Consider the following 22,738-nt stretch of genomic DNA (forward strand, 5'->3'; position numbering starts at 1 on the left):
CGGTCTGTCCGCTGCGGGGGCGGGCGGATTCTACGTGCTTCGGTCGGTACTGGCACCCCATGTGCAACATGGGGTGCCAATTCGTTCAGCTGTGGTTCAACGAACGCGCGGGCCGATGAAGCGGCTGGAGGATTCCTTGTTGATGGACGGGTCGTCCACCGACTGGATGGTGAAGCTGATCTCGTTGGTGGTGGAGGGCAGCTTCTCCGGATCGATGGAGAGTTCCACAGGCATGCTGACGATATCACCGGCAGCCACCGAGATTTCCTTCTTGCCTTCCAGGATCAGGCCGTCCAGGCCCTTGGCGCCGAGTACGTAGGTGTGGTCCTGCTGATCCTTGTTCATGATCTTCAGGCTGTACACGTTCTCGATCCGGCCTTCGGCGTTCTCGCGGTAGAGCACGCGGTCCTTGCTGACGTCGAAGCCCACCAGCGGGCGAATGACCACGGCGGTGATCAGCAGGCCGATCATCAGGCACAGGGCGATGGCGTAGCCGATCAGGCGCGGGCGTACCAGGTGGGTCTTCTGCCCGGACAGGTTGTGCTCGGTGGTGTAGCTGATCAGTCCGCGCGGATAGCCCATCTTGTCCATGATGCTGTCGCAGGCGTCGATACAGGCGGCGCAGCCGATGCACTCGATCTGCAGGCCGTCACGGATGTCGATGCCGGTGGGGCAGACCTGTACGCACATGGTGCAATCGATGCAGTCGCCCAGGCCCTGGGCCTTGTAGTCGATGTTCTTCTTGCGCGGGCCGCGCGACTCGCCGCGGCGCGGGTCGTAGGAGACGATCAGGGTGTCCTTGTCGAACATCACGCTCTGGAAGCGCGCGTAAGGGCACATGTAGATGCATACCTGCTCGCGCAGCCAGCCGGCATTGCCATAGGTGGCGAGGGTGAAGAAGCCGACCCAGAAGTAGGCCCAACCGTCGGCCTGGCCGGTCACCAGGTCCGGCAGCAGTTCGCGGATGGAGGCGAAGTAACCGACGAAGGTCAGGCCGGTCACCAGGCCGATCAGCAGCCACAGGCTGTGCTTGGCGGCCTTGCGCAGCAGTTTGTTGCTGCTCATGTTGGCCTTGTCGAGCTTCATGCGCTGGTTGCGGTCACCCTCGGTGACTTTTTCGCACCACATGAAGATCCAGGTCCACACGCTCTGCGGGCACGTGTAGCCGCACCAGACGCGGCCGGCGAATACCGTGATGAAGAACAGGCCGAAGGCCGCAATGATCAGTAGGCCGGAGAGGAGGATGAAGTCCTGAGGCCAGAAGGTCGCGCCGAAGATGTAGAACTTGCGCTCGGGCAGGTCCCAGAGGACTGCCTGGCGACCGTTCCAGGTCAACCAGACGGTGCCGAAGTAGAGGAGGAAGAGGAAGGCACCTCCAGCCATTCGGAGATTTCGGAAGAATCCGGTGAAGGCTCGGGTGTAGATTTTTTCCCGAGAGGCATAGAGGTCGACGCTCTCACCCTTGCCCTTGGCGGGCGGAGTGACGTCTTGGACGGGAATCTGTTTGCTCATCAGTGCATTCCACGGCAGCGGGAGGGCGCCCTGTCGATACATGCCGAGCAGGGTCAGAAATATGCTTGCACGCCTAACAATGATACGGCGTGGAGGGGGGGCTAACGGTGCGACAGTTGGTCGCGCAATGAATTATGGACCCAGAAATAGAGCGGCGCCGGTGTAGGAACCGGCGCCGCTGGGGTGTTGCTTTGGAGTAGGAGAGGGGAGGCTTATTCGGCGCTCTTCTCACCTTCACCATGGGACAGGCTGTACACGTAGGCGGCCAGCAGGTGCACCTGGTCCTTGCCCAGACGCTCCAGCTGAGCCGGCATCTGGCCCTGGCGGCCGTAGCGGATGGTCTGCTGCAGCTGGGCGAAGCTCGAGCCGTAGATGAACGCGGCCGGGTGGGTCAGGTTCGGCGCGCCCATGGCGGCGGTGCCTTTGCCTTCCGGACCGTGGCAAGCCACGCAGTTGGTCTGGAAGATCTTCTGACCGTTGGCGACCTGCTCGTCAGTCACGCCTTCGGGAGCCTTGCGGCCGTCCAGCTTGGTGGTGACGAAAGCAGCTACGTCGTGAACGCCGGCATCGCCGATGACTTCGCCCCAGGCCGGCATGGCCGCGTGGCGACCGCCTTCGATGGTGGCAACGATGTCCTTCGGCTCGCCGCCCCAGCGCCAGTCGGCGTCGGTCAGGTTCGGGAAGCCGTGGGCGCCCTTGGCGTCGGAGCCGTGGCAGACCGAGCAGTTGGAAGCGAACAGGCGGTTACCCATTTTCAGGGCCTGCTCGTCCTTGGCCACGTCCTCGATCGGCATGGCGCCGAACTTGGCGTACAGCGGGCCGTACTTCTCGTCGGCCTTGGCCATTTCCTTTTCCCACTGGTGCACGCCGGTCCAGCCGGCCTGACCGTTGGCGAACTCGTTCTTGTCCTGGTAGCCCGGCAGCAGGCCTTTCCAGTTACCCAGGCCCGGGTACAGGGCGAGGTAGGCGAGGGCGAAGACGAAGGTGGCGACGAACAGCATGAACCACCACTTCGGCAGCGGGTTGTCATACTCCTCGATGCCGTCGAAGGCATGGCCGACGGTCTCGTCGGTGGCTTCGCTGCGTTGGCCGCGGCGGGTGGCGAACAGCAGCCACGCCAGGGCGAAGATGGTGCCCAGGGTAAGTACGGTGACGTACAGACTCCAGAAGGTTGTCATTCTTTGTTGCTCCTAGAAGCTTGCTCTTGCTCGACGTGCTTTTTGGCGACCGGGTCGTCCGCGAAGGGCAGCAGGGCATCTTCGTCGAAGCGTCCCTTGCGCTTGCCGCTGTAGGCCCAGAGCAGTACGCCAATGAAGGCGACCATCACTACTACGGTGCCGATGCCGCGAATCGTCCCGATATCCATCACTGTCACCGTTTGCTCTTGATGATGGTGCCGAGGCCTTGCAGGTAGGCGACGACAGCATCCATCTCGGTCTTGCCCTTGACGGCATCGCGTGCACCGGCGATGTCTTCGTCGGTGTAGGGCACGCCCATGGAGCGCATGACTTCCATCTTCTTCGCCGTGTCCTTGCCATCGAGCTTGTTCTCGACCAGCCACGGGTAGGACGGCATCTTCGACTCAGGCACCACGTTGCGCGGGTTGTACAGGTGCGCGCGGTGCCAGTCGTCCGAGTAGCGGCCGCCGACGCGGGCCAGGTCCGGGCCGGTACGCTTGGAGCCCCACAGGAACGGGTGGTCCCAGACGCTTTCGCCGGCGACGGAGTAGTGGCCGTAGCGCTCGGTTTCGGCGCGGAACGGACGGACCATCTGCGAGTGGCAACCTACGCAACCTTCGCGGATGTAGATGTCGCGGCCTTCGAGCTCAAGTGCAGTGCGCGGCTTCATGCCTTCCACCGGCTTGTTGGTCACGTCCTGGAAGAACAGCGGGACGATCTGGGTCAGACCGCCAACGCTCACGGCGATGACCATGAAGAAGGCCAGCAGGCCGATGTTCTTCTCGACTGCTTCGTGCTTCATCAGTGAGCTCCTACAGCGGGAATCTGAGCGGCGGCGTCGGCGTCAGCCTGCTTGAAACCGCGAACGGTACGGAAGGTGTTGTAGGCCATCAGCAGCATGCCGGAGGCGAAGAAGGCGCCGCCCAGCGCACGGACCATGAAGCCCGGGTGGCTGGCCTGCAGGGCTTCCACGAAGGAGTAGGTGAGGGTGCCGTCGGCGTTGACCGCGCGCCACATCAGACCCTGGGTGATGCCGTTGACCCACATGGAGGCGATGTACAGCACGGTACCGATGGTGGCCAGCCAGAAGTGGGCGTTGATCAGGCCAACGCTGTGCATCTGCTCGCGGCCGAAGACCTTCGGAATCAGGTGGTACAGGGAGCCGATGGAGATCATCGCAACCCAGCCCAGAGCGCCGGCGTGTACGTGGCCGATGGTCCAGTCGGTGTAGTGCGACAGGGAGTTGACGGTCTTGATGGCCATCATCGGGCCTTCGAAGGTGGACATGCCGTAGAAGGCCAGGGAAACCACCAGGAAGCGCAGGATCGGGTCGGTGCGCAGCTTATGCCAGGCGCCGGAGAGGGTCATCATGCCGTTGATCATGCCGCCCCAGCTCGGTGCCAGCAGGATCAGGGACATCGCCATACCCAGAGACTGCGCCCAGTCCGGCAGCGCGGTGTAGTGCAGGTGGTGCGGACCGGCCCAGATGTACAGGGTGATCAGCGCCCAGAAGTGCACGATGGACAGGCGGTAGGAGTAGATCGGACGCTCGGCCTGCTTCGGAACGAAGTAGTACATCATGCCGAGGAAGCCGGTGGTCAGGAAGAAGCCCACGGCGTTGTGGCCGTACCACCACTGGATCATCGCGTCGGTGGCACCGGCGTACATCGAGTAGGACTTGAAGGCGGATACCGGGATTTCCATGCTGTTCACGATGTGCAGCATGGCGGTCACCAGGATGAACGCGCCGTAGAACCAGTTGCCCACATAGATGTGCTTGGTCTTGCGCTTCATTACGGTGCCGAAGAACACCGCGGCGTAGGTGACCCAGACGACGGCCAGCAGGATGTCGATCGGCCATTCCAGCTCGGCGTATTCCTTGGAGGAGGTGTAGCCCAGCGGCAGGGTGATGCCGGCCAGCACGATCACCGCTTGCCAACCCCAGAAGGTGAAGGCCGCGAGGCTGTCAGAAACCAGACGGGTCTGACAGGTGCGCTGTACGACGTAGTAGGAGGTGGCGAACAGAGCACAGCCGCCGAAGGCGAAGATCACCAGGTTGGTGTGCAGCGGACGCAGGCGCCCGAAACTGGTCCAGGGGAGGTCCAGGTTCAGTTGGGGCCAAACCAACTGTGAGGCGATGTAAACACCGAGCCCCATTCCAAGTATCCCCCAGACCACCGTCATGATGGCGAACTGGCGGACGACCTTATAGTTATAAGCAGTCGGACTGATTGCTGTGCTCATTCTAAGGTTCCACGGTTTTTGAGTATTTATGGACAAAAAAACGGCGGCAAGTATGGAGAAAGCAGATAGGCAATGCAACGCGCCAAGCCTGGGCCCAAGGCCGGTTCGATGCCTGCTTCAGAGCGCCTTCGGCCGTTGTTCGCCGCTCGTTTCGAGTCGCCCGTACCAACCTGGGAAGTGGGTCAGGTTAGTCATATTGCAGGTTTGCGAATGGAAACCAGCTTAGACGCGAACTTTGAGGGTGTGAAGGAAGGCGATTGGGAGGGTGCGACACTTCGTCGCGAGGGGCGGGAAGAAACTCGCGCCCGGTGAAGGGCGCGAGTGGAGGAGGGATTTACTTCGCTTGACCTGAGATGTTGTAGATGTAGGCCGCGAGGATATGCACCTTGTCCTTACCCAGGTACTGCTCCTGTGCTGGCATCTGGCCCTGGCGGCCGTGGCGGATGGTCTGCTGCAGTTGCGCATAGCTGGAGCCGTAGATGAAGGCGCCCGGGTGGGTCAGGTTCGGGGCACCCATCAGTGCATTGCCCTTGCCTTCCGGGCCATGGCAGGCGACGCAGTTGGTGGCGAATACCTTGCCGCCGTTGTCGACCTGCTCTTCGGTCACGCCTTCGGGCAGCTTGCGACCGTCCAGTTTGGCGGTAACGAAGGCGGCTACGTCCTGCACGCCTTTGTCGCCCAGCACGTCACCCCAGGCCGGCATGGCCGCGTGACGACCGCCGAGGATGGTGGTCTCGATGCTCTTGGCGTCGCCGCCCCAGCGCCAGTCTTCGTCGGTCAGGTTCGGGAAGCCGACCGCACCCTTTGCGTCGGAGCCGTGGCAGATGGAGCAGTAGGTAGCGAACAGGCGCTCGCCCATCTTCAGTGCTTGCGGGTCCTTGGCGACTTCTTCCACGGGCATCGCAGCGTATTTGGCGAAGATCGGGCCATATTTTTCCTTGGCCAGGGCTTCTTCACGCTCCCATTGCTTGTCTTGGGTCCAGCCGCCGTCGTAGCCCGGCAGGACGCCTTTCCAGTTGCCCAGGCCCGGGTAGAGCACCAGGTAGCCGGCGGCGAACACGATGGTGCCGACGAACAGCAGGAACCACCATTTCGGCAGCGGGTTGTCGTATTCCTCGATGCCGTCGAAGGCGTGGCCCATGGTCTGGTCGGTGGTGTTCGCGGATTGGCCGCTGCGGGTGGCGAAGACCAGCCACAGCAGGGCGATCAGCGAGCCGACTGTTAGTACGGTGACGTACAGACTCCAGAAGGTAGTCATGCGTTGTTGCTCCTAGAAGCTTGCTCTTGCTCAGCGTGCCGCTTGGCGACCGGGTCATCCGCGAAAGGCAGCAGCGCGTCGTCGTCGAAACGCTGCTTGCGCTTGCCGCTGTAGGCCCAGAGCAGAACGCCGACGAAGGCGACCATCACGATGACGGTGCCGAGGCCGCGAATGGTCCCGATATCCATGCTGTCACCGCTTGTTCTTGATGGAGGTGCCGAGGACCTGCAGGTACGCGACCACCGCGTCCATTTCGGTCTTCCCTTTGACGGCGTCGCTGGCGCCGGCGATGTCGTCGTCCGTGTAGGGCACGCCCATGACGCGCATCACTTCCAGCTTCTTCGCTGTGTCCTTGCCATCGAGCTTGTTCTCGACCAGCCAGGGGTAGGCGGGCATCTTCGACTCCGGTACCACGTTGCGCGGGTTGTACAGGTGCGCGCGGTGCCAGTCGTCCGAGTAGCGGCCGCCGACGCGGGCCAGGTCCGGGCCGGTACGCTTGGAGCCCCACAGGAACGGGTGGTCCCAGACGCTTTCGCCAGCAACGGAGTAGTGGCCGTAGCGCTCGGTTTCGGCGCGGAACGGGCGGATCATCTGCGAGTGGCAGCCCACGCAACCTTCGCGGATGTACACGTCACGGCCTTCCAGTTGCAGGGCGGTGTAGGGCTTCATGCCTTCCACCGGGGTGTTGGTCACGTCCTGGAAGAACAGCGGAACGATCTGGGTCAGGCCGCCGATGCTCACGGCAACCGCCATGCACAGTGCCAGCAGGCCGACGTTCTTCTCGAGTACTTCGTGTTTCATGTCGGTCTCCTCAGGCCATCTGTGCCGCGGCTTGCATTTCAGCCGGCTTGGCGGCCGCTACGGTGCGCCAGGTGTTGTAGGCCATGACCAGCATGCCCATCAGGAACACCGCGCCACCGATCATCCGCACGATGTAGCCCGGGTGGCCGGCGGCCAGGGCTTCCACGAAGGAGTAGGTGAGGGTGCCGTCGGCATTGACCGCGCGCCACATCAGGCCCTGGGTGATGCCGTTGACCCACATGGAGGCGATGTACAGAACGGTGCCGATGGTGGCCAGCCAGAAGTGGGTGTTGATCAGCCCCACGCTGTGCATCTGCTCGCGGCCGAAGACCTTCGGGATCATGTGGTACAGGGAGCCGATGGAAACCATGGCGACCCAGCCCAGGGCGCCGGCGTGCACGTGGCCGATGGTCCAGTCGGTGTAGTGGGAGAGGGCGTTGACGGTCTTGATGGCCATCATCGGGCCTTCGAAGGTGGACATGCCGTAGAAGGCCAGGGAAACCACCAGGAAGCGCAGGATCGGATCGGTGCGCAGCTTATGCCAGGCGCCGGAGAGGGTCATCATGCCGTTGATCATGCCGCCCCAGCTCGGCGCCAGCAGGATCAGCGACATCACCATGCCCAGCGACTGTGCCCAGTCCGGCAGCGCGGTGTAGTGCAGGTGGTGCGGGCCGGCCCAGATGTACACGGCGATCAGTGCCCAGAAGTGCACGATGGACAGGCGATAGGAATAGACCGGACGTTCAGCCTGCTTGGGTACGAAGTAGTACATCATTCCCAGGAAGCCGGCGGTCAGGAAGAAGCCCACGGCGTTGTGGCCGTACCACCACTGGATCATGGCGTCGGTGGCGCCCGAGTACAGCGAGTAGGACTTGGTCAGGCTGACCGGGATCTCCATGTTGTTGACCACGTGCAGCAGGGCCACGGTCAGGATGAAGCCGCCGAAGAACCAGTTGCCCACATAGATGTGCTTGGTCTTGCGCTTGATCAGGGTGCCGAAGAAGACGATCGCGTAGCTGACCCAGACGATGGTGATCAGGATGTCGATCGGCCATTCCAGTTCGGCGTACTCCTTGGAGGAGGTGTAGCCCAGCGGCAGGGTGATCGCAGCCAGCAGGATCACCAGCTGCCAACCCCAGAAGGTGAAGGAGGCGAGGGCGTCCGAGAACAGGCGGGTCTGGCAGGTGCGCTGTACGGCGTAATAGCTGGTGGCGAACAGTGCGCAGCCGCCGAAGGCGAAGATCACGGCGTTGGTGTGCAGCGGACGCAGGCGTCCGAAACTGGTCCAGGGTAGGCCGAGGTTGAGTTCGGGCCACACCAGTTGCGCGGCGATCAGGACACCGACGGCCATGCCGACGATCCCCCAGACCACTGTCATAATGGCGAACTGGCGGACCACCTTATAGTTATAAGCGGTCTGATTGGTTGTGCTCATTTATGGGCTTCCATCCACGGTTATGGGCTATGCCCATCCCGGCAGGTTTTTTACGGCAGATGCCGCCCCTCCCCCTTGGGATAGGTACTAATTGGGAATTAGCGGAGTGAAGGATGGATAAAGGCCCCTCTCGGAATATTGATTCCGGTCAATTGCCGCCAGAGACCCCTGTCGCGGGCGCCTGCGGTGCTTTGTCGCTGCTGCGGAACCCGGCATGCGGCGAACTGTCGGCTACGCTGGTCCTCGCCCATGGCGCCGGCGCGCCGATGGACAGCCCGTTCATGGACGACATTGCCGCGCGCCTGGTCGAACGGGGTATCTCGGTGGTGCGCTTCGAGTTCCCCTATATGGCTATGCGCAGGGAGGATGGGAAGCGGCGGCCGCCGAACCCGCAGAAGCTGTTGCTCGAATGCTGGCGGCAGGTTTATGCGCAGCTGCGCGCCGAAGTGCCCGGCAAGCTGGCCATCGGCGGCAAGTCCATGGGCGGGCGCATGGCCAGCCTGCTGGCGGACGAGTTGGGCGCCGATGCGCTGGTCTGCCTCGGCTATCCCTTCTACGCGGCCGGCAAGCCGGAGAAACCGCGCGTGGCGCACCTGGCCGAGTTGAAGACGCCGACCCTGATCGTTCAGGGCGAGCGCGATGCATTGGGCGATCGCCCAACGGTCGAGGGTTATTCATTGTCGCCTGAGATCCATCTGCACTGGCTGGCGGCTGCCGACCACGACCTCAAGCCGCTCAAGGCTTCCGGGCTGACCCACGAGCAGCATCTGGAAAGCACCGCTGCCAGGATCGAAGCTTTTCTATTGCGCTAATCGGCCCTTAAGACAGGCGCCCCTATCCTCGCCAGCGTCGACTCCCAGCAGTCGACGCCCCGCTTCCAGAGGACAGGCCGAAGGCTGCCATGAACCTTGATTACGCTGAACGCATTGCCACCCAACCCCACCGATTTTCCCCCGGCGCCGCGCACAGCCTGCTGCTGACGGGCGCCACCGGTTTCCTTGGCGGCTCCGTCGCTGCTCACCTGATTGCCGACGGGCATGGCGAAGCGCTGCTGTTCCTCGTCCGCGCCGAGACGCCCGCGCAGGGCCTGGAGCGCTTGCGCGACAACCTGCGCCTGCACTGCGTACCGGAAAGTGCGCTGGACACTCTGAAGGACCATCAGATTCTTTGCGGCGACTTGCTGGATACCGCGTGGATGCAGGGCGAACGTGCCCGCCTGATGCGCGTGGAGCAGGTGATCAACTGTGCGGCTGTGGCTTCGTTCTCGAAGAACCCGAGCATCTGGCCGGTGAACGTCGAAGGCACCTTCGCTTTCGCCCGGCTGCTCAGCCAGTCGCGCAACCTCAAGCGCCTCCTGCATGTGGGCACCGCCATGTGCTGCGGGCCGCAGCGCGAGTCGCCGGTGCGCGAGTCATGGGACTTCCCCGATAGCGGCGAGCAACTGGTGGACTACACCGCCTCCAAGGCCGAGATCGAACGGCGCATGCGTGAGGAGTTGCCGCAACTGCCGCTGGTGGTGGCGCGGCCATCCATCGTCGTTGGCCATCGCGAGCTGGGTTGCCGCGCCTCGGGGAGCATCTTCTGGGTGTTCCGCATGGGCTTCGCGCTGGAGAGCTTCACCTGCGGCCTGGATGAGCAGATCGACGTGATCCCGGTGGACTACTGCGCCGAAGCGCTGGTGGCCCTGGCGCTCAAACCGACGCTGAGCCACAGCCTCTACCACATCTCCGCCGGCCGCGGTTCGGCCTGCACCTTCGGCGAGATCGATCGTGCCTATGCCGACGCCCGTGGCGAGGCGCCGGTGGGGGAGCGCTACCGCAAGGTGAGCAGCGAGGACCTGCGCGAGCTGGCCGGCAGCTTCGAGAGCCGCATCGGCAAGGCCAACCCACGCCTGGTACTGCGGGCGCTGCGCCTGTACAGCGGCTTCGCCGACCTCAATTACCTGTTCGACAACCAGCGCCTGCTGGACGAGGGTATCGCCGCGCCGCCGCGCTTCACGGACTATGTGGATGTCTGCGTGCATTCCTCGCAGGAAGTGAGCATCCCGGCGCAGATGCAGTGGGATTTCAAGTAGCCGGCTGAGTGCTGCGGGTGGGTATGCGCTGTAGGAGCGAGCTTGCTCGCGAACCCGGTCCCGTCGCGGAGCTGTTCGCGAGCAAGCTCGCTCCTACAGTTGCCTCCGCGGGCGGCAATGGCCTCAGCGGTTGAACCGCTCCACCAGCGAATACTGGCGATGGGCGGTCTGGGTCAGCTCCTCGCTGAGCTGCGCGGTACGTTGGGCTTCGCCGGAGGTCTGGTCGGCCAGGTCGGCGATGGTGCTGATGTTGCGGTTGATCTCTTCAGCCACCGCGCTCTGCTCTTCCGCTGCGGCGGCGATCTGGGTGGTCATCTCGGTAATGTTGGCCACCGCATCGCTGATGCCTACCAGTGCGTTGTCGGCGCGCAGCACGCGCTCCACTCCTTCGTCGGCCTGTCGGCGACCGGCTTCCATGGCGCGCACGGCCTCGGTGGCGGTGTTCTGCAGGTTGGCGATCAATTGGTGGATCTGCTCGGTGGATTCGGCGGTGCGTTGGGCCAGCGAGCGGACCTCGTCGGCCACCACGGCGAAGCCCCGGCCCATTTCACCGGCGCGGGCGGCCTCGATGGCGGCGTTGAGCGCCAGCAGGTTGGTCTGGTCGGCGATGCCCTTGATCACGTCCACCACACCACCAATCTCGTCGCTGTCACGGGCGAGCTGGCTGACCGCTTCACCGGTTTCGCCCACCGAGGTGGACAGGCGCTGCATGGCCTCGCGGGTTTCCGCGGCAATCAGTCGGCCCTGGCTGGTCAGGTCGTTGGCTTGGCGGGTGGCATCGGCAGTGCGCTGGACGTTGTCGGCCACTTCCTGGGTGGTGGCGGCCATCTGGTTGACCGCCGTGGCCACCTGCTCGGTCTCCTGGCGCTGGCGATCCAGTCCGGCGGAGCTGTGATGCGCCAGGGTGTCGGCTTCGCGGGCCTGGTCGGTCAGGGATTCGGCGGTGTCCTGCAGTCGGGTCAGACAGGTCTTAAGGCGCGCTTCCTGGCTGAGGATGGACATTTCCAGGCGTGCCTGGGCGCCACGGCTGTCGGTGTACATCTGCGCGATCAGCGGGTCGGAGGTGGTTTGTTCGGCCAGTTGCAGCAGGCGTTTCAGGCCACGTTGTTGCCAGCTCAGACCGATCAGGCCCAGCGGAATCGAGAGCAGCGCCGCAAGCAGGAAGCCCCAGTGGGAATCCAGCCAGACGCCGATCATGAAGGCGATCTGGCCGATCAGGATGAACGGCAGCCAGTCCAGCAGCACCGGCAGCCAGCGGTCGCGGGCCGGGATGGCCGGCTTGCCGGCGTTGATCCGCGCGTACAGCGCCTCGGCGCGGCGAACCTGTTCGGCGGTGGGTTTTACCCGCACCGATTCGTAGCCGACGATCTCGTTGCGTTCGAAGATCGGCGTGACGTAGGCACTGACCCAATAGTGATCGCCGCTCTTGCAGCGGTTCTTGACGATGCCCATCCACGGGCGGCCCTTCTTCAGGGTGGTCCACATGTGCTCGAACACCGCCGGCGGTACGTCCGGATGGCGCACCAGGTTGTGCGGCGCGCCGACCAGTTCTTCTCGCGAGAAGCCACTGATGTTGATGAAAGCATCGTTGGCGTAGGTAATCACGCCGCGCGCATTGGTGGTGGAGATCAGTCGTTGGTCAGCGGGGAAGGTGCGTTCACGCTGGGTGATCGGCTGGTTGTTACGCATGTGAGGAGAATTCCACAGCAGAAGCGAATCGCTTGGTCAGGTTATCGGCCGCCGGACCGGCAAGTTGATGCTTGTTTCAGAAAAAAGTCAGAGCAGCACTGGACGATGGCTGGGTGCCATCAGTCACGGAATCCTACGAAAGTCGAGGGCGGCCCGTTGCGGGCCGCCGCGGTGAAGGTTCAGATCAGGCTGCGCAGCACGTAGTGCAGGATGCCGCCGGCCTTGAAGTACTCGACCTCGTTCTGGGTGTCGATGCGGCAGAGCACCTCGAAGCTGTCCTGGCTGCCGTCCTCGCGGGTCACCCCGACCTTGATGCTCATGTGCGGCTTCAGTTCACCGGACAGCCCGCTGATGCTAAGAACCTCCTTGCCGGTCAGCTTCAGCGTCTTGCGATCCTGGCCGTCCTTGAACTGCAGCGGCAGCACGCCCATGCCCACCAGGTTGGAGCGGTGGATACGCTCGAAGCTCTCTGCGATCACCGCTTTCACACCCAGCAGGTTGGTGCCTTTGGCCGCCCAGTCGCGGGAGGAGCCGGTGCCGTATTCCTTGCCGGCCACGATGACCAGCGGCGTGCCGTCCTGCTGGTAGCGCATGGCGGCGTCGTAGATCGCCAGCTTGTCACCGCTGGGAACGTAAAGCGTGTTGCCGCCTTCCTCGCCGCCGAGCATCTCGTTCTTGATGCGGATGTTGGCGAAGGTGCCGCGCATCATCACCTCGTGGTTCCCACGCCGTGAGCCGTAGGAGTTGAAATCGGCGTAGGCCACGCCGTGCTCGCTGAGGTAGCGCCCGGCCGGGCTGTCCTTCTTGATGTTGCCGGCGGGGGAAATGTGGTCGGTGGTCACCGAGTCGCCCAATACCGCGAGGATACGGGCGCCCTTGATGTCCTCGACCTTCGGCGGTGCCTCGGCGATGTGCTCGAAGAAGGGCGGGTGCTGGATGTAGGTGGAGTCGTCCTGCCAGGTGTAGGTCTTGGCGTCCGGCACCTTGATCGCACGCCATTTCTCATCGCCCTGGAAGACTTCGGCGTACTCCTTGTGGAACATTGCCGTGTCCACTTTCTGAATGGCCTCGGCAATTTCCTGCTGGGTCGGCCAGATGTCCTTCAGATAGACCGGCTTGCCGTCCTTGCCGGTGCCCAGCGGGTCCTTGGTCAGGTCGGTGCGCACGGTGCCGGCCAGGGCGTAGGCCACCACCAGCGGCGGCGAGGCCAGCCAGTTGGTTTTCACCAGCGGGTGCACGCGGCCCTCGAAGTTGCGGTTGCCGGAGAGCACCGAAGCGACGGTCAGGTCGGCCTGCTGGATGGCTTTCTCGATGGGTTCCAGCAGTGGGCCGGAGTTGCCGATGCAGGTGGTGCAGCCGTAGCCCACCAGGTCGAAGCCCAGTTCGTCCAGGTAGCGGGTCAGCCCGGCGGCGCGGAAGTAGTCGGTGACCACCTTGGAGCCCGGCGCCAGCGAACTCTTCACCCAGGGTTTGCGCTGCAGGCCCTTTTCCAGCGCCTTCTTCGCCAGCAGGCCGGCGGCCATCATCACGCTGGGGTTGGAGGTGTTGGTGCAGGAGGTGATGGCGGCGATAGCCACGGCGCCATTCTTCAGCCGGTAGGTGTGGCCGTCCTGCTGGTAGTCGATTTCCCCGGGCGGGGTCGAGGCGCCCACCGCGGCACCGCCGCCGCCCTCGCTGAGCAGCCGGCCTTCCTCGGTGGAGGACGGTTTGATCTGCAGGCCGAGGAAGTCGTCGAAGGCCTGGCTGACGTGGCCGAGTGCGACGCGGTCCTGCGGGCGCTTCGGGCCGGCCAGGCTGGCCTCGACGTCGCCCATGTCCAGTTGCAGGCTGTCGGTGAACACCGGCTCGTGGCCTTTTTCGCGCCACAGGCCCTGGGCCTTGCAGTAGGCTTCCACCAGCTTGACGACATCATCCGGGCGACCGGACAGGCGCAGGTAGCCCAGGGTGATCTCGTCCACCGGGAAGAAGCCGCAGGTGGCGCCGTATTCCGGGGCCATGTTGGCGATGGTGGCGCGGTCCGCCAGGGGCAGGTCGGCCAGGCCGTCGCCGTAGAATTCGACGAATTTTCCGACCACGCCTTTCTTGCGCAGCATCTGGGTGACCGTCAGCACCAGATCGGTGGCGGTGATGCCTTCCTTCAGCTTGCCGGTGAGCTTGAAGCCGATCACCTCGGGAATCAGCATCGACACCGGCTGGCCGAGCATGGCTGCTTCCGCCTCGATGCCGCCCACGCCCCAGCCGAGTACGCCCAGGCCATTGATCATGGTGGTGTGCGAGTCGGTACCGACCAGGGTGTCAGGGAAGGCGTAGGTGCGGCCGTCCTCATCCTTGGTCCATACGGTGCGCCCCAGGTACTCCAGGTTGACCTGGTGGCAGATGCCGGTGCCCGGCGGCACCACGCGGAAGTTGTCGAAGGCGTTCTGCCCCCAGCGCAGGAAGGCGTAGCGCTCGCCGTTGCGCTCCATCTCGATCTCGACGTTCTGGGCGAAGGCGGCCTGGCTGGCGAACTTGTCGACCATCACCGAGTGGTCGATGACCAGGTCGACGGGGGAGAGCGGGTTGATCTTCTGCGGGTCGCCGCCGGCCTTGGCCATGGCGTCGCGCATGGCAGCCAGGTCGACCACCGCCGGCACGCCGGTGAAGTCCTGCATCAGCACGCGGGCGGGGCGGTACTGGATCTCGCGGTCGGAGCTGCGGGTCTTCAGCCAGCCGGCCAGCGCCTTCAGGTCGTCGCCGGTGACGGTGTTGTCGTCTTCCCAGCGCAGCAGGTTTTCCAGCAGGACCTTCAGGGACATCGGCAGCTTGCCCAGGTCTCCCAGGCTTTTCGCCGCTTCGGGCAGGCTGTAGTAGTGATAGGTCTTGCCGGCGACCTCCAGGGTGCGCAGGCTGTTCAGGCTATCCACTGCGGGCATGACATTCTCCTCAGGCTTGGATCGGCAGTGTGCTGCCGATACTTGGCGAAGGGCGGGCAACTTACCCTGATCCAACGCAGAAAAGTTGCGATTGGCATCGATCTCCGCCATGCAGGGTGATCGCCTCGCCAGGTGGCGGGCGCTGCACCAGAACACTCAAGCTAGACCGCTGTGCGGGGTCTTGCCATCTGTTCTGGACCGGTCGCCCGGCCTGGGGGTTCCTGCTAAGTGAAGATCGTTACCAGAATATTCCTGCGAATCTGAATGAAACCGTCGCGGGCAGCCTCTATAGTGCGCGGCCGAGGAGACACCCCGATGAATACCCTGTTACTGCACTGCCGTCCGGGCTTCGAAAACGAGGTCTGCGCCGAGCTGTCCGAGCACGCCGCGCGCCTGGAGATCCCGGGTTACGCCCGAGCCAAGCCGGCTACCGCCTACGCCGAATTCATCTGCACCGAGGCCGACGGCGCGGAGCGCCTGATGCGCCAGCTGCGCTTTTCCGAGCTGATCTTCCCGCGCCAGTGGGCGCGCGGAAACGGTTTCACCGCGTTGCCGGAGCAGGACCGCATCGGCGCGATCCTCGAAGCGCTGGAGGGTTTCCCTGCGTGCGGCAGCCTCTGGCTGGAAGTGTTCGACACCAATGATGGCAAGGAGCTTTCGACCTTCTGCCGCAAGTTCGAGAAGCCCCTGCGCGCCGCCCTGGTCAAGGCTGGCAAGCTGGTGGACGATCCGAGCCTGCCGCGTCTGCTGCTGACTTTCCGCTCAGGCCGCGAGGCGTTCATCGGCATCGCCGAGTCGCGCAACTGCGCCATGTGGCCGATGGGCATCCCGCGCCTGAAATTTCCCCGCGAGGCGCCCAGTCGTTCGACCCTCAAGCTGGAGGAAGCCTGGCACCACTTCATTCCACGCGCCGACTGGGACCGCCGCCTGGCGCCGGACATGCTTGCTGTGGACCTGGGTGCATCGCCCGGCGGCTGGACCTGGCAACTGGTGAACCGCGAGATGCGCGTCGTCGCCGTGGACAACGGGCCGATGGCGGAGAACCTGATGTACTCCGGACTGGTCGAGCACCAGCGCGTCGACGGCTACGCGTTCCGCCCGCGCCAGCGCATGGACTGGATGGTTTGCGACATCGTCGAGAAGCCCGCGCGCACCGGTGCCATGATGGAGACCTGGATCGGCGAGGGACTGTGCCGCGAGGCCATCGTCAACCTCAAGCTGCCGATGAAGCAGCGCTATGCCGAGGTGCGGCGCATCCTCGACCGCCTGCACGAGTCCTTCCGTGAGCGCGGCCTGAAGGTACAGGTCGGCTGCAAGCAGCTCTACCACGACCGCGAGGAAGTCACCTGCCACCTGCGCCGCCTGGAGAAGGGCGAGCGCTGACGACCCGGAGCTGTCAGGCCGCGCCACCCGACCTTTGGTGACTTGTCGCGGCGCGCCGCATTGGCCCATGCTGTGCGGCGCGAGATCCTCCGGAGACCTTCGTGAAGCGAAAGTTGCCCTCCCTGCTGGGCAGTTACAGCCGCATGTTGCTGCCGCGCCGTGGCCTGGGCCAGGGCGAGCGTGTTCCCTACCTGGCGATGGACAGTCGCACCCTGCATTTCGATCTGCGCCATCTGCGCGCCTATCGTCAGCACTTCGGCCTCGACCCGGCGCTGGGCGTGCCGCTGCTCTATCCGCAGGTGATCAGCCTGCCTTTGCACCTGCGCCTGCTCAGCCGCTCGCGCATGCCGCTCTCGGTACTCGGGCTCATCCACCTGCGCAGTCATATCCAGCGCTACCGCCTGCTCAATGAGCACGAACCGCTGCAGTTCGACTGCCGCATCCTCACCAGCCGACGCAGCGCATTGGGGCTGGAAGTGGACGTGCTCACCGAAGCCTGGCACCACGACATGCTCTACTGGCAGTCAATCACCACCTACCTGCGTCGAGGCGATTTCCTCGAGCCCGGAGCTGAGCCCGACCCGCTGCCGGAGCGGGCCCAGTGGCACACCCTGGACGCACCGGTCCACGCCGGCGTGCAGTGGCGCGTACCGAAGATCGTCGGCTGGCGCTATGCCGGCCTGAGCGGTGACTTCAACCCCCTGCACCTGTCGCGCCTGATGGCTTCTCACTACGGCTTCGGCAAACCTTTCGCCCACGGCATGTGGGGCCTGGCGCGCAGCCTGACGGGCCGTCGTCTGGCCGAGAACGTGCGCCTGGATGCGCACTTCAAGGCGCCGTTGCCGCTGGGCAGCCAGGTGAAGCAGAGCTACCGCCGGCTGGGCGAGAAGGAACAGTGGGCGCTACTGCCAGCCGAGGGGGATGGCGAGCCGATGCTGCTGGCGCAGCTGGACGAGGCGCCGGACGGGCCGTTGCGTTGATCTTCCCGATTAGCTCCGAAATCCTTTCGTAGGGCGTACAACCGTTCGCGGTTGTACGCCGATTCACCTCGCTTCGTCGCTTGCGCCCGGGCCGAATCCGGAGTGCCCGGAGATCGAGGCCAATCGGCGTATAACGTCGAGCTTTGGCGCGGGGGGCTGTTCGCGAGCAAGCTCGCTCCTACGAAGAGCATGTACGCGCGGGCTTCACTTATAGGAGCGAGCTTGTTCGCGAAGCGCACGGCAGAGGAGCCGCCGGCGACAACTCAGCGGTGTTCGGCCACGCGCGGTTGCAATGGCAGCAGACTTGGCAAACGCACCTCACCCCGCAATTCCACCGGCGACATCCGCCAGGAGCTGTTGAACAGGTACTGGTCGCTGAAGCCGCTCACCAGCAATCCGATCTCATCCCCGGGCGCCAGGCCTGCGCTGACGGCGTTCAGGCGTGTGTTGCCCTGATTCGCCAGCGGTTTCACCTGCTCATCCAGCCGACGCGTGCGGCCATCGGCGCTGCGGATCGCCAGGGCGGCGAAGAGTTGCGCGTCAGGGCGGTCGGCCAGCGGTTGGCCCAGGCGCACCTCGGCGGCGCCCAGCAGGGCGCTGGTTTCGTTCACGCGCTGCAAGGGGATGAATTTCGAAGGCTGCAGCAGGCCGCTAATCGCCGGGCGGATCGCCGTGGCCGGCAGCGCCACGGTGGGACCCGGCGGCGGCAGTTCGCTCAATGCCACTCCCTGGTCCAGGTCCAGGCTGATGCACAGGCCCGGTACGCTGTCGGCGGCGCCGGCTCGGTTGCGCAGTTTCTCTTCGTACCAGGCGACGATGCCCTGGTAGAGATTGATGGCGCGCGGGCCGCAATGGATCACCGGTTCGTTGTTGAACGGCGGCAGTCCGCTCCAGGCCTGCAACGGAGGCGGCAGGATATGCCCGCCCTGCATGCCCAGCAGGCGCACGTCGGCCGGGCCCTGCTTGAGGCACTGGCGGATCTGCAAACCCTGGTCGAGGGGGAAGAGGGTATCGCGCAGGCCCTGAATCAGCAGCGCATCGGCGTGGGGGCGGCGCCCCTCGGCGCAGTAGCGCGCCAGGCTGTGGTCGTGCAGTTCGGCCTGTACCGGCTTGGCCATGCGCCCGCCGGCGGTGTGCAGGTAGTCGGCCTGGACGAACTTGCCCAAGTCGTAGCCGGTGGCCAGGCCCAGGCTGACCAGTACGCCGCCCCAGCCGATCTTCAGTTGGCCGTCGGGCGCCAGGGCATCGGCCAGGTCGTACCAGGTGGCGATGGGCACGATGGCATCGATGCGCGGGTCTTCCGCCGAGGCGAGTAGTTGCACTGCGCCGCCGTAGCTTTCGCCAAGCATGCCGACGCGCGGGTCGTTCGGGCCGTCCATCACCAGGCGCGGCAGGTGCGTGGCGGACCAGTCGATCACCGCGCTGGCGTCCTGCACCTCGAACTGCGGGTTCATCATTTCGATGCGCCCGTCGCTGCCGCCCCAGCCACGCTGGTCGTAGCTGACCACCCAGTAGCCGGCTTTCCACGCCTTGAGCGCGGCGCGCCCGGACATCATGGTCTTGCCGTAGAACCCATCCGGACCGGTCACCCGCCAGCCGCCCCAGCCGTGGGTGTGAACGATCAGCGGCGCGGTTTCGCCGGCCTTCAGCGCCGGCTGGAAGACCGTGGCGGAGAGTTTCGTGCCGTCGCGGGCGGTGATGACGGCCTCGAACCAGGTGGCCGGCAGGTCCTTGCCTGCGCTGGCGCTGAAGTCGGGAACCTGGTCGCGGGCGGCGCAACCGGCCAGCAGCAGGGCACACAGGCAGAAGAAGGCGCGCATCGACACTCCTGTCGAGATGGATCGGACGGATGCACCAGCATGCCCGGCGCCCGCACGGCCTACCCCCAACCAAGGTTCGGTGACCCGGACGGACGCGGGGTGACCGCGCGGTGCCCTTTGGGTGACAATGCGCCATTGGTTTTTCTGGAGTTACGCGATGTCCCAGCCTGTCGATGCGATTCTCGACGCTACCGGCCTGAACTGCCCCGAGCCGGTCATGATGCTGCACAACAAGGTGCGCGACCTGCCGGCCGGCGGCCTGCTCAAGGTGATCGCCACCGATCCCTCCACCCGCCGCGACATCCCCAAGTTCTGCGTCTTCCTCGGCCATGAACTGGTGGAGCAGCAGGAAGAGGCGGGGACCTACCTGTACTGGATTCGCAAGAAGGCGGAGTGATCACCCCGCCGATGTCGGACGGCGCGTAGGAACGGGATACTCCTCTGCGATGCAACCCCCTCACCCTAACCCTCTCCCGGAAGGAGAGGGGACCGGTCGGTGCAGGTGCAAACCATGGTGTCAGCCGGCACGATCTGCTCCCTCTCCCTGTGGGAGAGGGCTGGGGTGAGGGCAATCAGCCGCGCCGAAGTTCCAGACAGTCTGTCGGGTCAGTTTCCCGCCGGCCGCGCCGCGATGCGCTGGGCCACCATCCGCCCGATCAGCGCGACGAAGGTCAGGCCGATCAGCACCACCGAGATGGCCGCCACCGCCGGGTCGATGTTGTCGCGCAGGCCGGACCAGATCTGCCGGGGCAGGGTGTTCACCTCGGTGCTGGTGACGAACAGGGTCACCGCGATTTCTTCCCAGCTCAGCGCGAAGCACAGCAGCGCGGTACTCGCCACGCCCAGCTTGAGGTTCGGCAGCACCACCATGAAGGTGGTCTGGCCCAGGCTCGCGCCGAGGTTGCGCGCGGCCAGTTCGATGCGCCGGTCCAGTTGGCTGAGCGCCACCAACATGGTCACCACGCCGTAGGGCACCACCATCACGATGTGGGCGATGGTCAGGCCGAACAGGGTGTCGTAGCCCAGGCCGGGGGCGAACTGGCTGACCTTGGTCTCCATGAAGTACAGGACCATTGCCGAGATCATCGGCGGGATAGCCATGGGCAGCAGCACCAGGCCGATCAGCAGGGTCGCCAGGCGCGAACGCAGGTACCAGATGCCGAGGCTGAAGCTCACCGCCAGGGCGGTCGCGATGATGCAGGTGGCGGTGGCGACGATCAGGCTCTGGCTGATCGCCGAGAGCCATTCGGGACTGTCCAGCAGCGCCTGGTAGTGGCGCAGCGACCAGTTGCCGTTGGGCATGGACAGGAAGCGCTTGCTGGTGAAGGACACCGGGATCACCGCCAGCAGCGGGAAGACCATGAAGATCATCGCCATGGTTGCCAGCAGGCGGCTCGGGGCCTTGGTTTCGTGCGAATTCATGACTGCGGCTCCTTATCCCACCAGCTTGTCGACCCGGGTCATGCGCAACAGCGCCCAGATCATCCCGCTCACCAGCATCAGCAGCACCACCGAGAGCGCCGCGCCCAGGCCCCAGTTGCTGGTCTGGAACATCTGCAGGTAGACGTACTCGGCCACCATCACCGTCTGCCCGCCGCCAAGGATCGCCGGGGTGATGAAGAAGCCCAGGCAGAACACGAAGACGATGATGAAGGCGCCGAGGATGCCGGGGATGGTCTGCGGCACGAAGATGCTCCAGAAGGTGCGCAACTGCCCGGCGCCCAGCCCGCGGGCGGCCAGCAGCACGCGCGGGTCGAGGCGGCGCATGGTGGACACCAGCGGGAACAGTGCGAAGGGCACCATGAAGTGGACCATGCCGATCACCACCCCCAGCTCGTTGCGTGTCAGCTGCAAGGGCTCGCTGATGATGCCCAGGTTCTGCAGCCAGCCGTTGAGCAGGCCGTTGCTGCGCAGGGCGATCAGCCAGCCGAAGGCACGCACCAGCACCGACAGCCAGAACGGGATGAACACGCAGATTTCCACCACCCGCTGCCAGAACGGCGGGCTGTAGACCCAGCAGTAGGCCATCAGGTAGGCGATCACCAGCGATACCACGCTGACCGTCAGGCACAGGCGGAAGGTCCGCCAGAGCACGTCGTGGATCGCCGGGTCGGTCATGATCCGCTGGTACTGCTCGATCCCAGGTTCCGGCAGGGTGAAGCTCCAGCCGAGCACGCCGAGGAAGGGCAGTACGTAGAACACGATCAGTACGACCGGCAGTGGCAGCAGCAGCGCGCCCAGCTTCAGCCGCGAGGGGGCGTTATCGGCCATGGTCCTGCACTCCGCGTTACTTGGAGATATGCGTCAGGTACTGCTCCAGGGTCGCCCCGTAGTGGTCGGTGTACCACTCGTGGCTGAGCATCACCTGCTTGGGCAGGTTCGCAGGATCGGTGCAGTTCAGGTGACGGCGGTCTTCGGGGATCAGCGTGGCGGCGGCAGGGTTGGCCGGGCCGTTGCCGAACATCTTGAACAGCTCGACCTGGGACTGCGGGTCCTGGGCGTAGGCGATGAACTTCATGGCTGCCTCGGTGCCTGCCGGGTTGCCCTTGAGCACGCCCCAGTTGCTGCAGCCCAGCAGGGCATTGTCGAAGGTCCACTTGATGCGGCCTTCGCTGTCCTCGGTGATCACCTGGGCACGGGTGTTCCAGATGGCGCCCATGGACACTTCGCCCTCGATCAGCAGTTGCTGGGTTTCCGCGCCCGAGCCCCAGAAGGACAGAACATGGGGCTTGAGCTCCTCGATCTTCTTCAGCGCGCGCGGCACGTCCAGCGGGTAGAGCTTGTCCGGGGTAACGCCGTCGGCCAGCAGCGCAGCCTCCAGCATGCCGTTCATCCACTTGTAGAGGGTGCGCTTGCCGGGGAAGGTCTTCACGTCCCAGAAGTCCGCCCAGGTCTTGGGCGCCTTGTCGCCGAAGCGCTCGCTGTCGTAGGCGATCACGTAGCTGAGCATGTAGTCGGCGATGCCGTATTCGTAGGCGAAGCCCGGCAGCACCTTGTCCTTGGAGACGACGTTGTAGTCGATGGGCTGCACCAGGCCTTCCTTGCCGAGGATCTGCAGCACCGAGCTTTCCGCGTCGACCACGTCCCAGCTCACCCGGCCGCTGGACAGCTGGGTGCGGATGGCGCCTTCGGTAGGGCCGCTGCCGTCGATCTTGGTCGGGATGCCGGTGGCCTTGGAGAAGCCTTCGGTCCAGGCCTTGCCGAACGCCTTGATCGCGTCACCGCCCCAGTTCACCACCACCAGCGGCTTGTCGCCGGCGGCGAAGCTGACGCCGCTGCGCAGGGCCAGTGGCAGGGCGGCCATCAGGCCCATGCCCTTGAGGAAGGTGCGGCGGTCGATCTGCCCGCGGCGGGCTTTCTCGATGAGGACTTCGATGCAGTCTTGCTGGTGCGGATTGAACATGGATGCAGCTCCCGATCGGATAGGGATGGCGAAGAGGGGACGAACGCGT

Annotated in this window: 20 protein-coding genes; 5 read left to right on the forward strand and 15 right to left on the reverse strand. The window is 64.7% G+C overall.

Annotated features, from left to right (window positions below; all coding sequences use genetic code 11):
* Window positions 1–96 precede the first annotated feature (96 nt).
* From ccoG to ccoN (O6P39_RS10090), 9 genes are all read right to left on the reverse strand, one after another.
* Window positions 97–1,512: a cytochrome c oxidase accessory protein CcoG gene (gene ccoG / locus O6P39_RS10050; RefSeq protein ID WP_275611188.1), complete on the reverse strand. Its 1,416-nt coding sequence runs from the start codon at window positions 1,510–1,512 to the stop codon at window positions 97–99.
* A 212-nt stretch (window positions 1,513–1,724) separates the two neighbouring features.
* On the reverse strand, window positions 1,725–2,690 hold the full coding sequence (ccoP, locus tag O6P39_RS10055; protein ID WP_275611189.1) for a cytochrome-c oxidase, cbb3-type subunit III: 966 nt from the start codon (window positions 2,688–2,690) through the stop codon (window positions 1,725–1,727).
* Window positions 2,687–2,878 carry a cbb3-type cytochrome c oxidase subunit 3 gene (locus tag O6P39_RS10060; protein WP_275611190.1) on the reverse strand — a complete coding sequence of 64 codons (192 nt, stop codon included), beginning with the start codon at window positions 2,876–2,878 and terminating at the stop codon, window positions 2,687–2,689. The genes ccoP (O6P39_RS10055) and O6P39_RS10060 overlap by 4 nt, the downstream gene beginning before the upstream one ends.
* A 5-nt stretch (window positions 2,879–2,883) precedes the next feature.
* Window positions 2,884–3,492 carry a cytochrome-c oxidase, cbb3-type subunit II gene (gene ccoO / locus O6P39_RS10065; protein WP_275611191.1) on the reverse strand — a complete coding sequence of 203 codons (609 nt, stop codon included), beginning with the start codon at window positions 3,490–3,492 and terminating at the stop codon, window positions 2,884–2,886.
* Entirely contained in the window at window positions 3,492–4,934 is a 1,443-nt protein-coding gene (ccoN, locus tag O6P39_RS10070) for a cytochrome-c oxidase, cbb3-type subunit I (protein ID WP_275611192.1), read from the reverse strand. The genes ccoO (O6P39_RS10065) and ccoN (O6P39_RS10070) overlap by 1 nt, the downstream gene beginning before the upstream one ends.
* 334 nt (window positions 4,935–5,268) lie before the next feature.
* Window positions 5,269–6,192 (reverse strand): cytochrome-c oxidase, cbb3-type subunit III, encoded by a 924-nt coding sequence (gene ccoP / locus O6P39_RS10075; RefSeq protein WP_275611193.1) that lies wholly within the window; start codon window positions 6,190–6,192, stop codon window positions 5,269–5,271.
* The gene (locus tag O6P39_RS10080) at window positions 6,189–6,380 is read right to left on the reverse strand and encodes a cbb3-type cytochrome c oxidase subunit 3 (protein WP_275611194.1); all 192 of its coding nucleotides are present in this window, start codon (window positions 6,378–6,380) and stop codon (window positions 6,189–6,191) included. Before O6P39_RS10080 ends, ccoP (O6P39_RS10075) begins: the two co-directional genes overlap by 4 nt.
* A 4-nt stretch (window positions 6,381–6,384) precedes the next feature.
* Window positions 6,385–6,993, reverse strand: a complete 609-nt coding sequence (gene ccoO / locus O6P39_RS10085) for a cytochrome-c oxidase, cbb3-type subunit II (protein WP_015477751.1) — start codon at window positions 6,991–6,993, stop codon at window positions 6,385–6,387.
* Between the two features lie 10 nt (window positions 6,994–7,003).
* Window positions 7,004–8,428 carry a cytochrome-c oxidase, cbb3-type subunit I gene (gene ccoN, locus O6P39_RS10090; protein WP_275611195.1) on the reverse strand — a complete coding sequence of 475 codons (1,425 nt, stop codon included), beginning with the start codon at window positions 8,426–8,428 and terminating at the stop codon, window positions 7,004–7,006.
* 113 nt (window positions 8,429–8,541) lie between these two features.
* On the opposite strand from ccoN (O6P39_RS10090), the gene O6P39_RS10095 reads away from it, so the two are divergent.
* Both O6P39_RS10095 and cprA read left to right on the forward strand, forming a co-directional pair.
* Complete coding sequence (locus O6P39_RS10095) at window positions 8,542–9,240, forward strand: alpha/beta family hydrolase (protein WP_275611196.1); 699 nt, start codon at window positions 8,542–8,544, stop codon at window positions 9,238–9,240.
* Between the two features lie 89 nt (window positions 9,241–9,329).
* Entirely contained in the window at window positions 9,330–10,502 is a 1,173-nt protein-coding gene (gene cprA, locus O6P39_RS10100) for a cationic peptide resistance protein CprA (protein ID WP_275611197.1), read from the forward strand.
* Between the two features lie 123 nt (window positions 10,503–10,625).
* Here cprA and O6P39_RS10105 read toward each other — a convergent pair whose 3' ends face one another.
* Window positions 10,626–12,191, reverse strand: coding sequence for a PAS domain-containing methyl-accepting chemotaxis protein (locus O6P39_RS10105; RefSeq protein ID WP_275611198.1), 1,566 nt, complete (start codon window positions 12,189–12,191; stop codon window positions 10,626–10,628).
* A 179-nt stretch (window positions 12,192–12,370) separates the two neighbouring features.
* A complete protein-coding gene (gene acnA / locus O6P39_RS10110; RefSeq protein WP_275611199.1) occupies window positions 12,371–15,103 on the reverse strand; it encodes an aconitate hydratase AcnA in 2,733 nt (910 codons plus the stop codon).
* A 315-nt stretch (window positions 15,104–15,418) separates the two neighbouring features.
* Between acnA and rlmM the strand changes: the two genes are divergently transcribed.
* The gene (gene rlmM, locus O6P39_RS10115; protein ID WP_275611200.1) at window positions 15,419–16,486 is read left to right on the forward strand and encodes a 23S rRNA (cytidine(2498)-2'-O)-methyltransferase RlmM; all 1,068 of its coding nucleotides are present in this window, start codon (window positions 15,419–15,421) and stop codon (window positions 16,484–16,486) included.
* Window positions 16,487–16,587: 101 nt separating this feature from the next.
* Complete coding sequence (locus O6P39_RS10120) at window positions 16,588–17,466, forward strand: MaoC family dehydratase (RefSeq protein ID WP_275611201.1); 879 nt, start codon at window positions 16,588–16,590, stop codon at window positions 17,464–17,466.
* Between the two features lie 263 nt (window positions 17,467–17,729).
* Here O6P39_RS10120 and O6P39_RS10125 read toward each other — a convergent pair whose 3' ends face one another.
* Window positions 17,730–19,286, reverse strand: coding sequence for a CocE/NonD family hydrolase (locus O6P39_RS10125; RefSeq protein WP_275611202.1), 1,557 nt, complete (start codon window positions 19,284–19,286; stop codon window positions 17,730–17,732).
* A gap of 157 nt (window positions 19,287–19,443) precedes the next feature.
* Here O6P39_RS10125 and tusA point away from each other — a divergent pair, with 157 nt between their 5' ends.
* Complete coding sequence (gene tusA / locus O6P39_RS10130) at window positions 19,444–19,683, forward strand: sulfurtransferase TusA (protein WP_015477744.1); 240 nt, start codon at window positions 19,444–19,446, stop codon at window positions 19,681–19,683.
* 209 nt (window positions 19,684–19,892) lie between these two features.
* Here tusA and O6P39_RS10135 read toward each other — a convergent pair whose 3' ends face one another.
* From O6P39_RS10135 to O6P39_RS10145, 3 genes are read right to left on the reverse strand one after another with little or no spacing between them, the layout of a single operon-like run.
* Window positions 19,893–20,708 (reverse strand): ABC transporter permease, encoded by an 816-nt coding sequence (locus tag O6P39_RS10135; protein ID WP_275611203.1) that lies wholly within the window; start codon window positions 20,706–20,708, stop codon window positions 19,893–19,895.
* A 12-nt stretch (window positions 20,709–20,720) separates the two neighbouring features.
* Entirely contained in the window at window positions 20,721–21,557 is an 837-nt protein-coding gene (locus O6P39_RS10140; RefSeq protein WP_275611204.1) for an ABC transporter permease, read from the reverse strand.
* A 16-nt stretch (window positions 21,558–21,573) separates the two neighbouring features.
* The gene (locus tag O6P39_RS10145) at window positions 21,574–22,689 is read right to left on the reverse strand and encodes an ABC transporter substrate-binding protein (RefSeq protein WP_275611205.1); all 1,116 of its coding nucleotides are present in this window, start codon (window positions 22,687–22,689) and stop codon (window positions 21,574–21,576) included.
* Window positions 22,690–22,738: the final 49 nt, after the last annotated feature.

The sequence above is a fragment of the Pseudomonas sp. PSE14 genome (assembly GCF_029203285.1).
Classification (GTDB): Bacteria; Pseudomonadota; Gammaproteobacteria; order Pseudomonadales; family Pseudomonadaceae; genus Pseudomonas.

Bases quoted from the DNA above. Each gene is read 5' to 3' on its own strand.
- acnA (WP_275611199.1), bottom strand. From the start codon at position 15,103: ATGCCCGCAGTGGATAGCCTGAACAGCCTGCGCACCCTGGAGGTCGCC.
- O6P39_RS10140 (WP_275611204.1), bottom strand. From the start codon at position 21,557: ATGGCCGATAACGCCCCCTCGCGGCTGAAGCTGGGCGCGCTGCTGCTG.
- rlmM (WP_275611200.1), top strand. From the start codon at position 15,419: ATGAATACCCTGTTACTGCACTGCCGTCCGGGCTTCGAAAACGAGGTC.
- ccoN (WP_275611192.1), bottom strand. From the start codon at position 4,934: ATGAGCACAGCAATCAGTCCGACTGCTTATAACTATAAGGTCGTCCGC.
- O6P39_RS10060 (WP_275611190.1), bottom strand. From the start codon at position 2,878: ATGGATATCGGGACGATTCGCGGCATCGGCACCGTAGTAGTGATGGTC.
- ccoO (WP_015477751.1), bottom strand. From the start codon at position 6,993: ATGAAACACGAAGTACTCGAGAAGAACGTCGGCCTGCTGGCACTGTGC.
- O6P39_RS10135 (WP_275611203.1), bottom strand. From the start codon at position 20,708: ATGAATTCGCACGAAACCAAGGCCCCGAGCCGCCTGCTGGCAACCATG.
- O6P39_RS10080 (WP_275611194.1), bottom strand. From the start codon at position 6,380: ATGGATATCGGGACCATTCGCGGCCTCGGCACCGTCATCGTGATGGTC.
- tusA (WP_015477744.1), top strand. From the start codon at position 19,444: ATGTCCCAGCCTGTCGATGCGATTCTCGACGCTACCGGCCTGAACTGC.
- ccoN (WP_275611195.1), bottom strand. From the start codon at position 8,428: ATGAGCACAACCAATCAGACCGCTTATAACTATAAGGTGGTCCGCCAG.
- O6P39_RS10105 (WP_275611198.1), bottom strand. From the start codon at position 12,191: ATGCGTAACAACCAGCCGATCACCCAGCGTGAACGCACCTTCCCCGCT.
- ccoP (WP_275611193.1), bottom strand. From the start codon at position 6,192: ATGACTACCTTCTGGAGTCTGTACGTCACCGTACTAACAGTCGGCTCG.
- cprA (WP_275611197.1), top strand. From the start codon at position 9,330: ATGAACCTTGATTACGCTGAACGCATTGCCACCCAACCCCACCGATTT.
- O6P39_RS10095 (WP_275611196.1), top strand. From the start codon at position 8,542: ATGGATAAAGGCCCCTCTCGGAATATTGATTCCGGTCAATTGCCGCCA.
- ccoO (WP_275611191.1), bottom strand. From the start codon at position 3,492: ATGAAGCACGAAGCAGTCGAGAAGAACATCGGCCTGCTGGCCTTCTTC.
- ccoP (WP_275611189.1), bottom strand. From the start codon at position 2,690: ATGACAACCTTCTGGAGTCTGTACGTCACCGTACTTACCCTGGGCACC.
- ccoG (WP_275611188.1), bottom strand. From the start codon at position 1,512: ATGAGCAAACAGATTCCCGTCCAAGACGTCACTCCGCCCGCCAAGGGC.
- O6P39_RS10145 (WP_275611205.1), bottom strand. From the start codon at position 22,689: ATGTTCAATCCGCACCAGCAAGACTGCATCGAAGTCCTCATCGAGAAA.
- O6P39_RS10125 (WP_275611202.1), bottom strand. From the start codon at position 19,286: ATGCGCGCCTTCTTCTGCCTGTGTGCCCTGCTGCTGGCCGGTTGCGCC.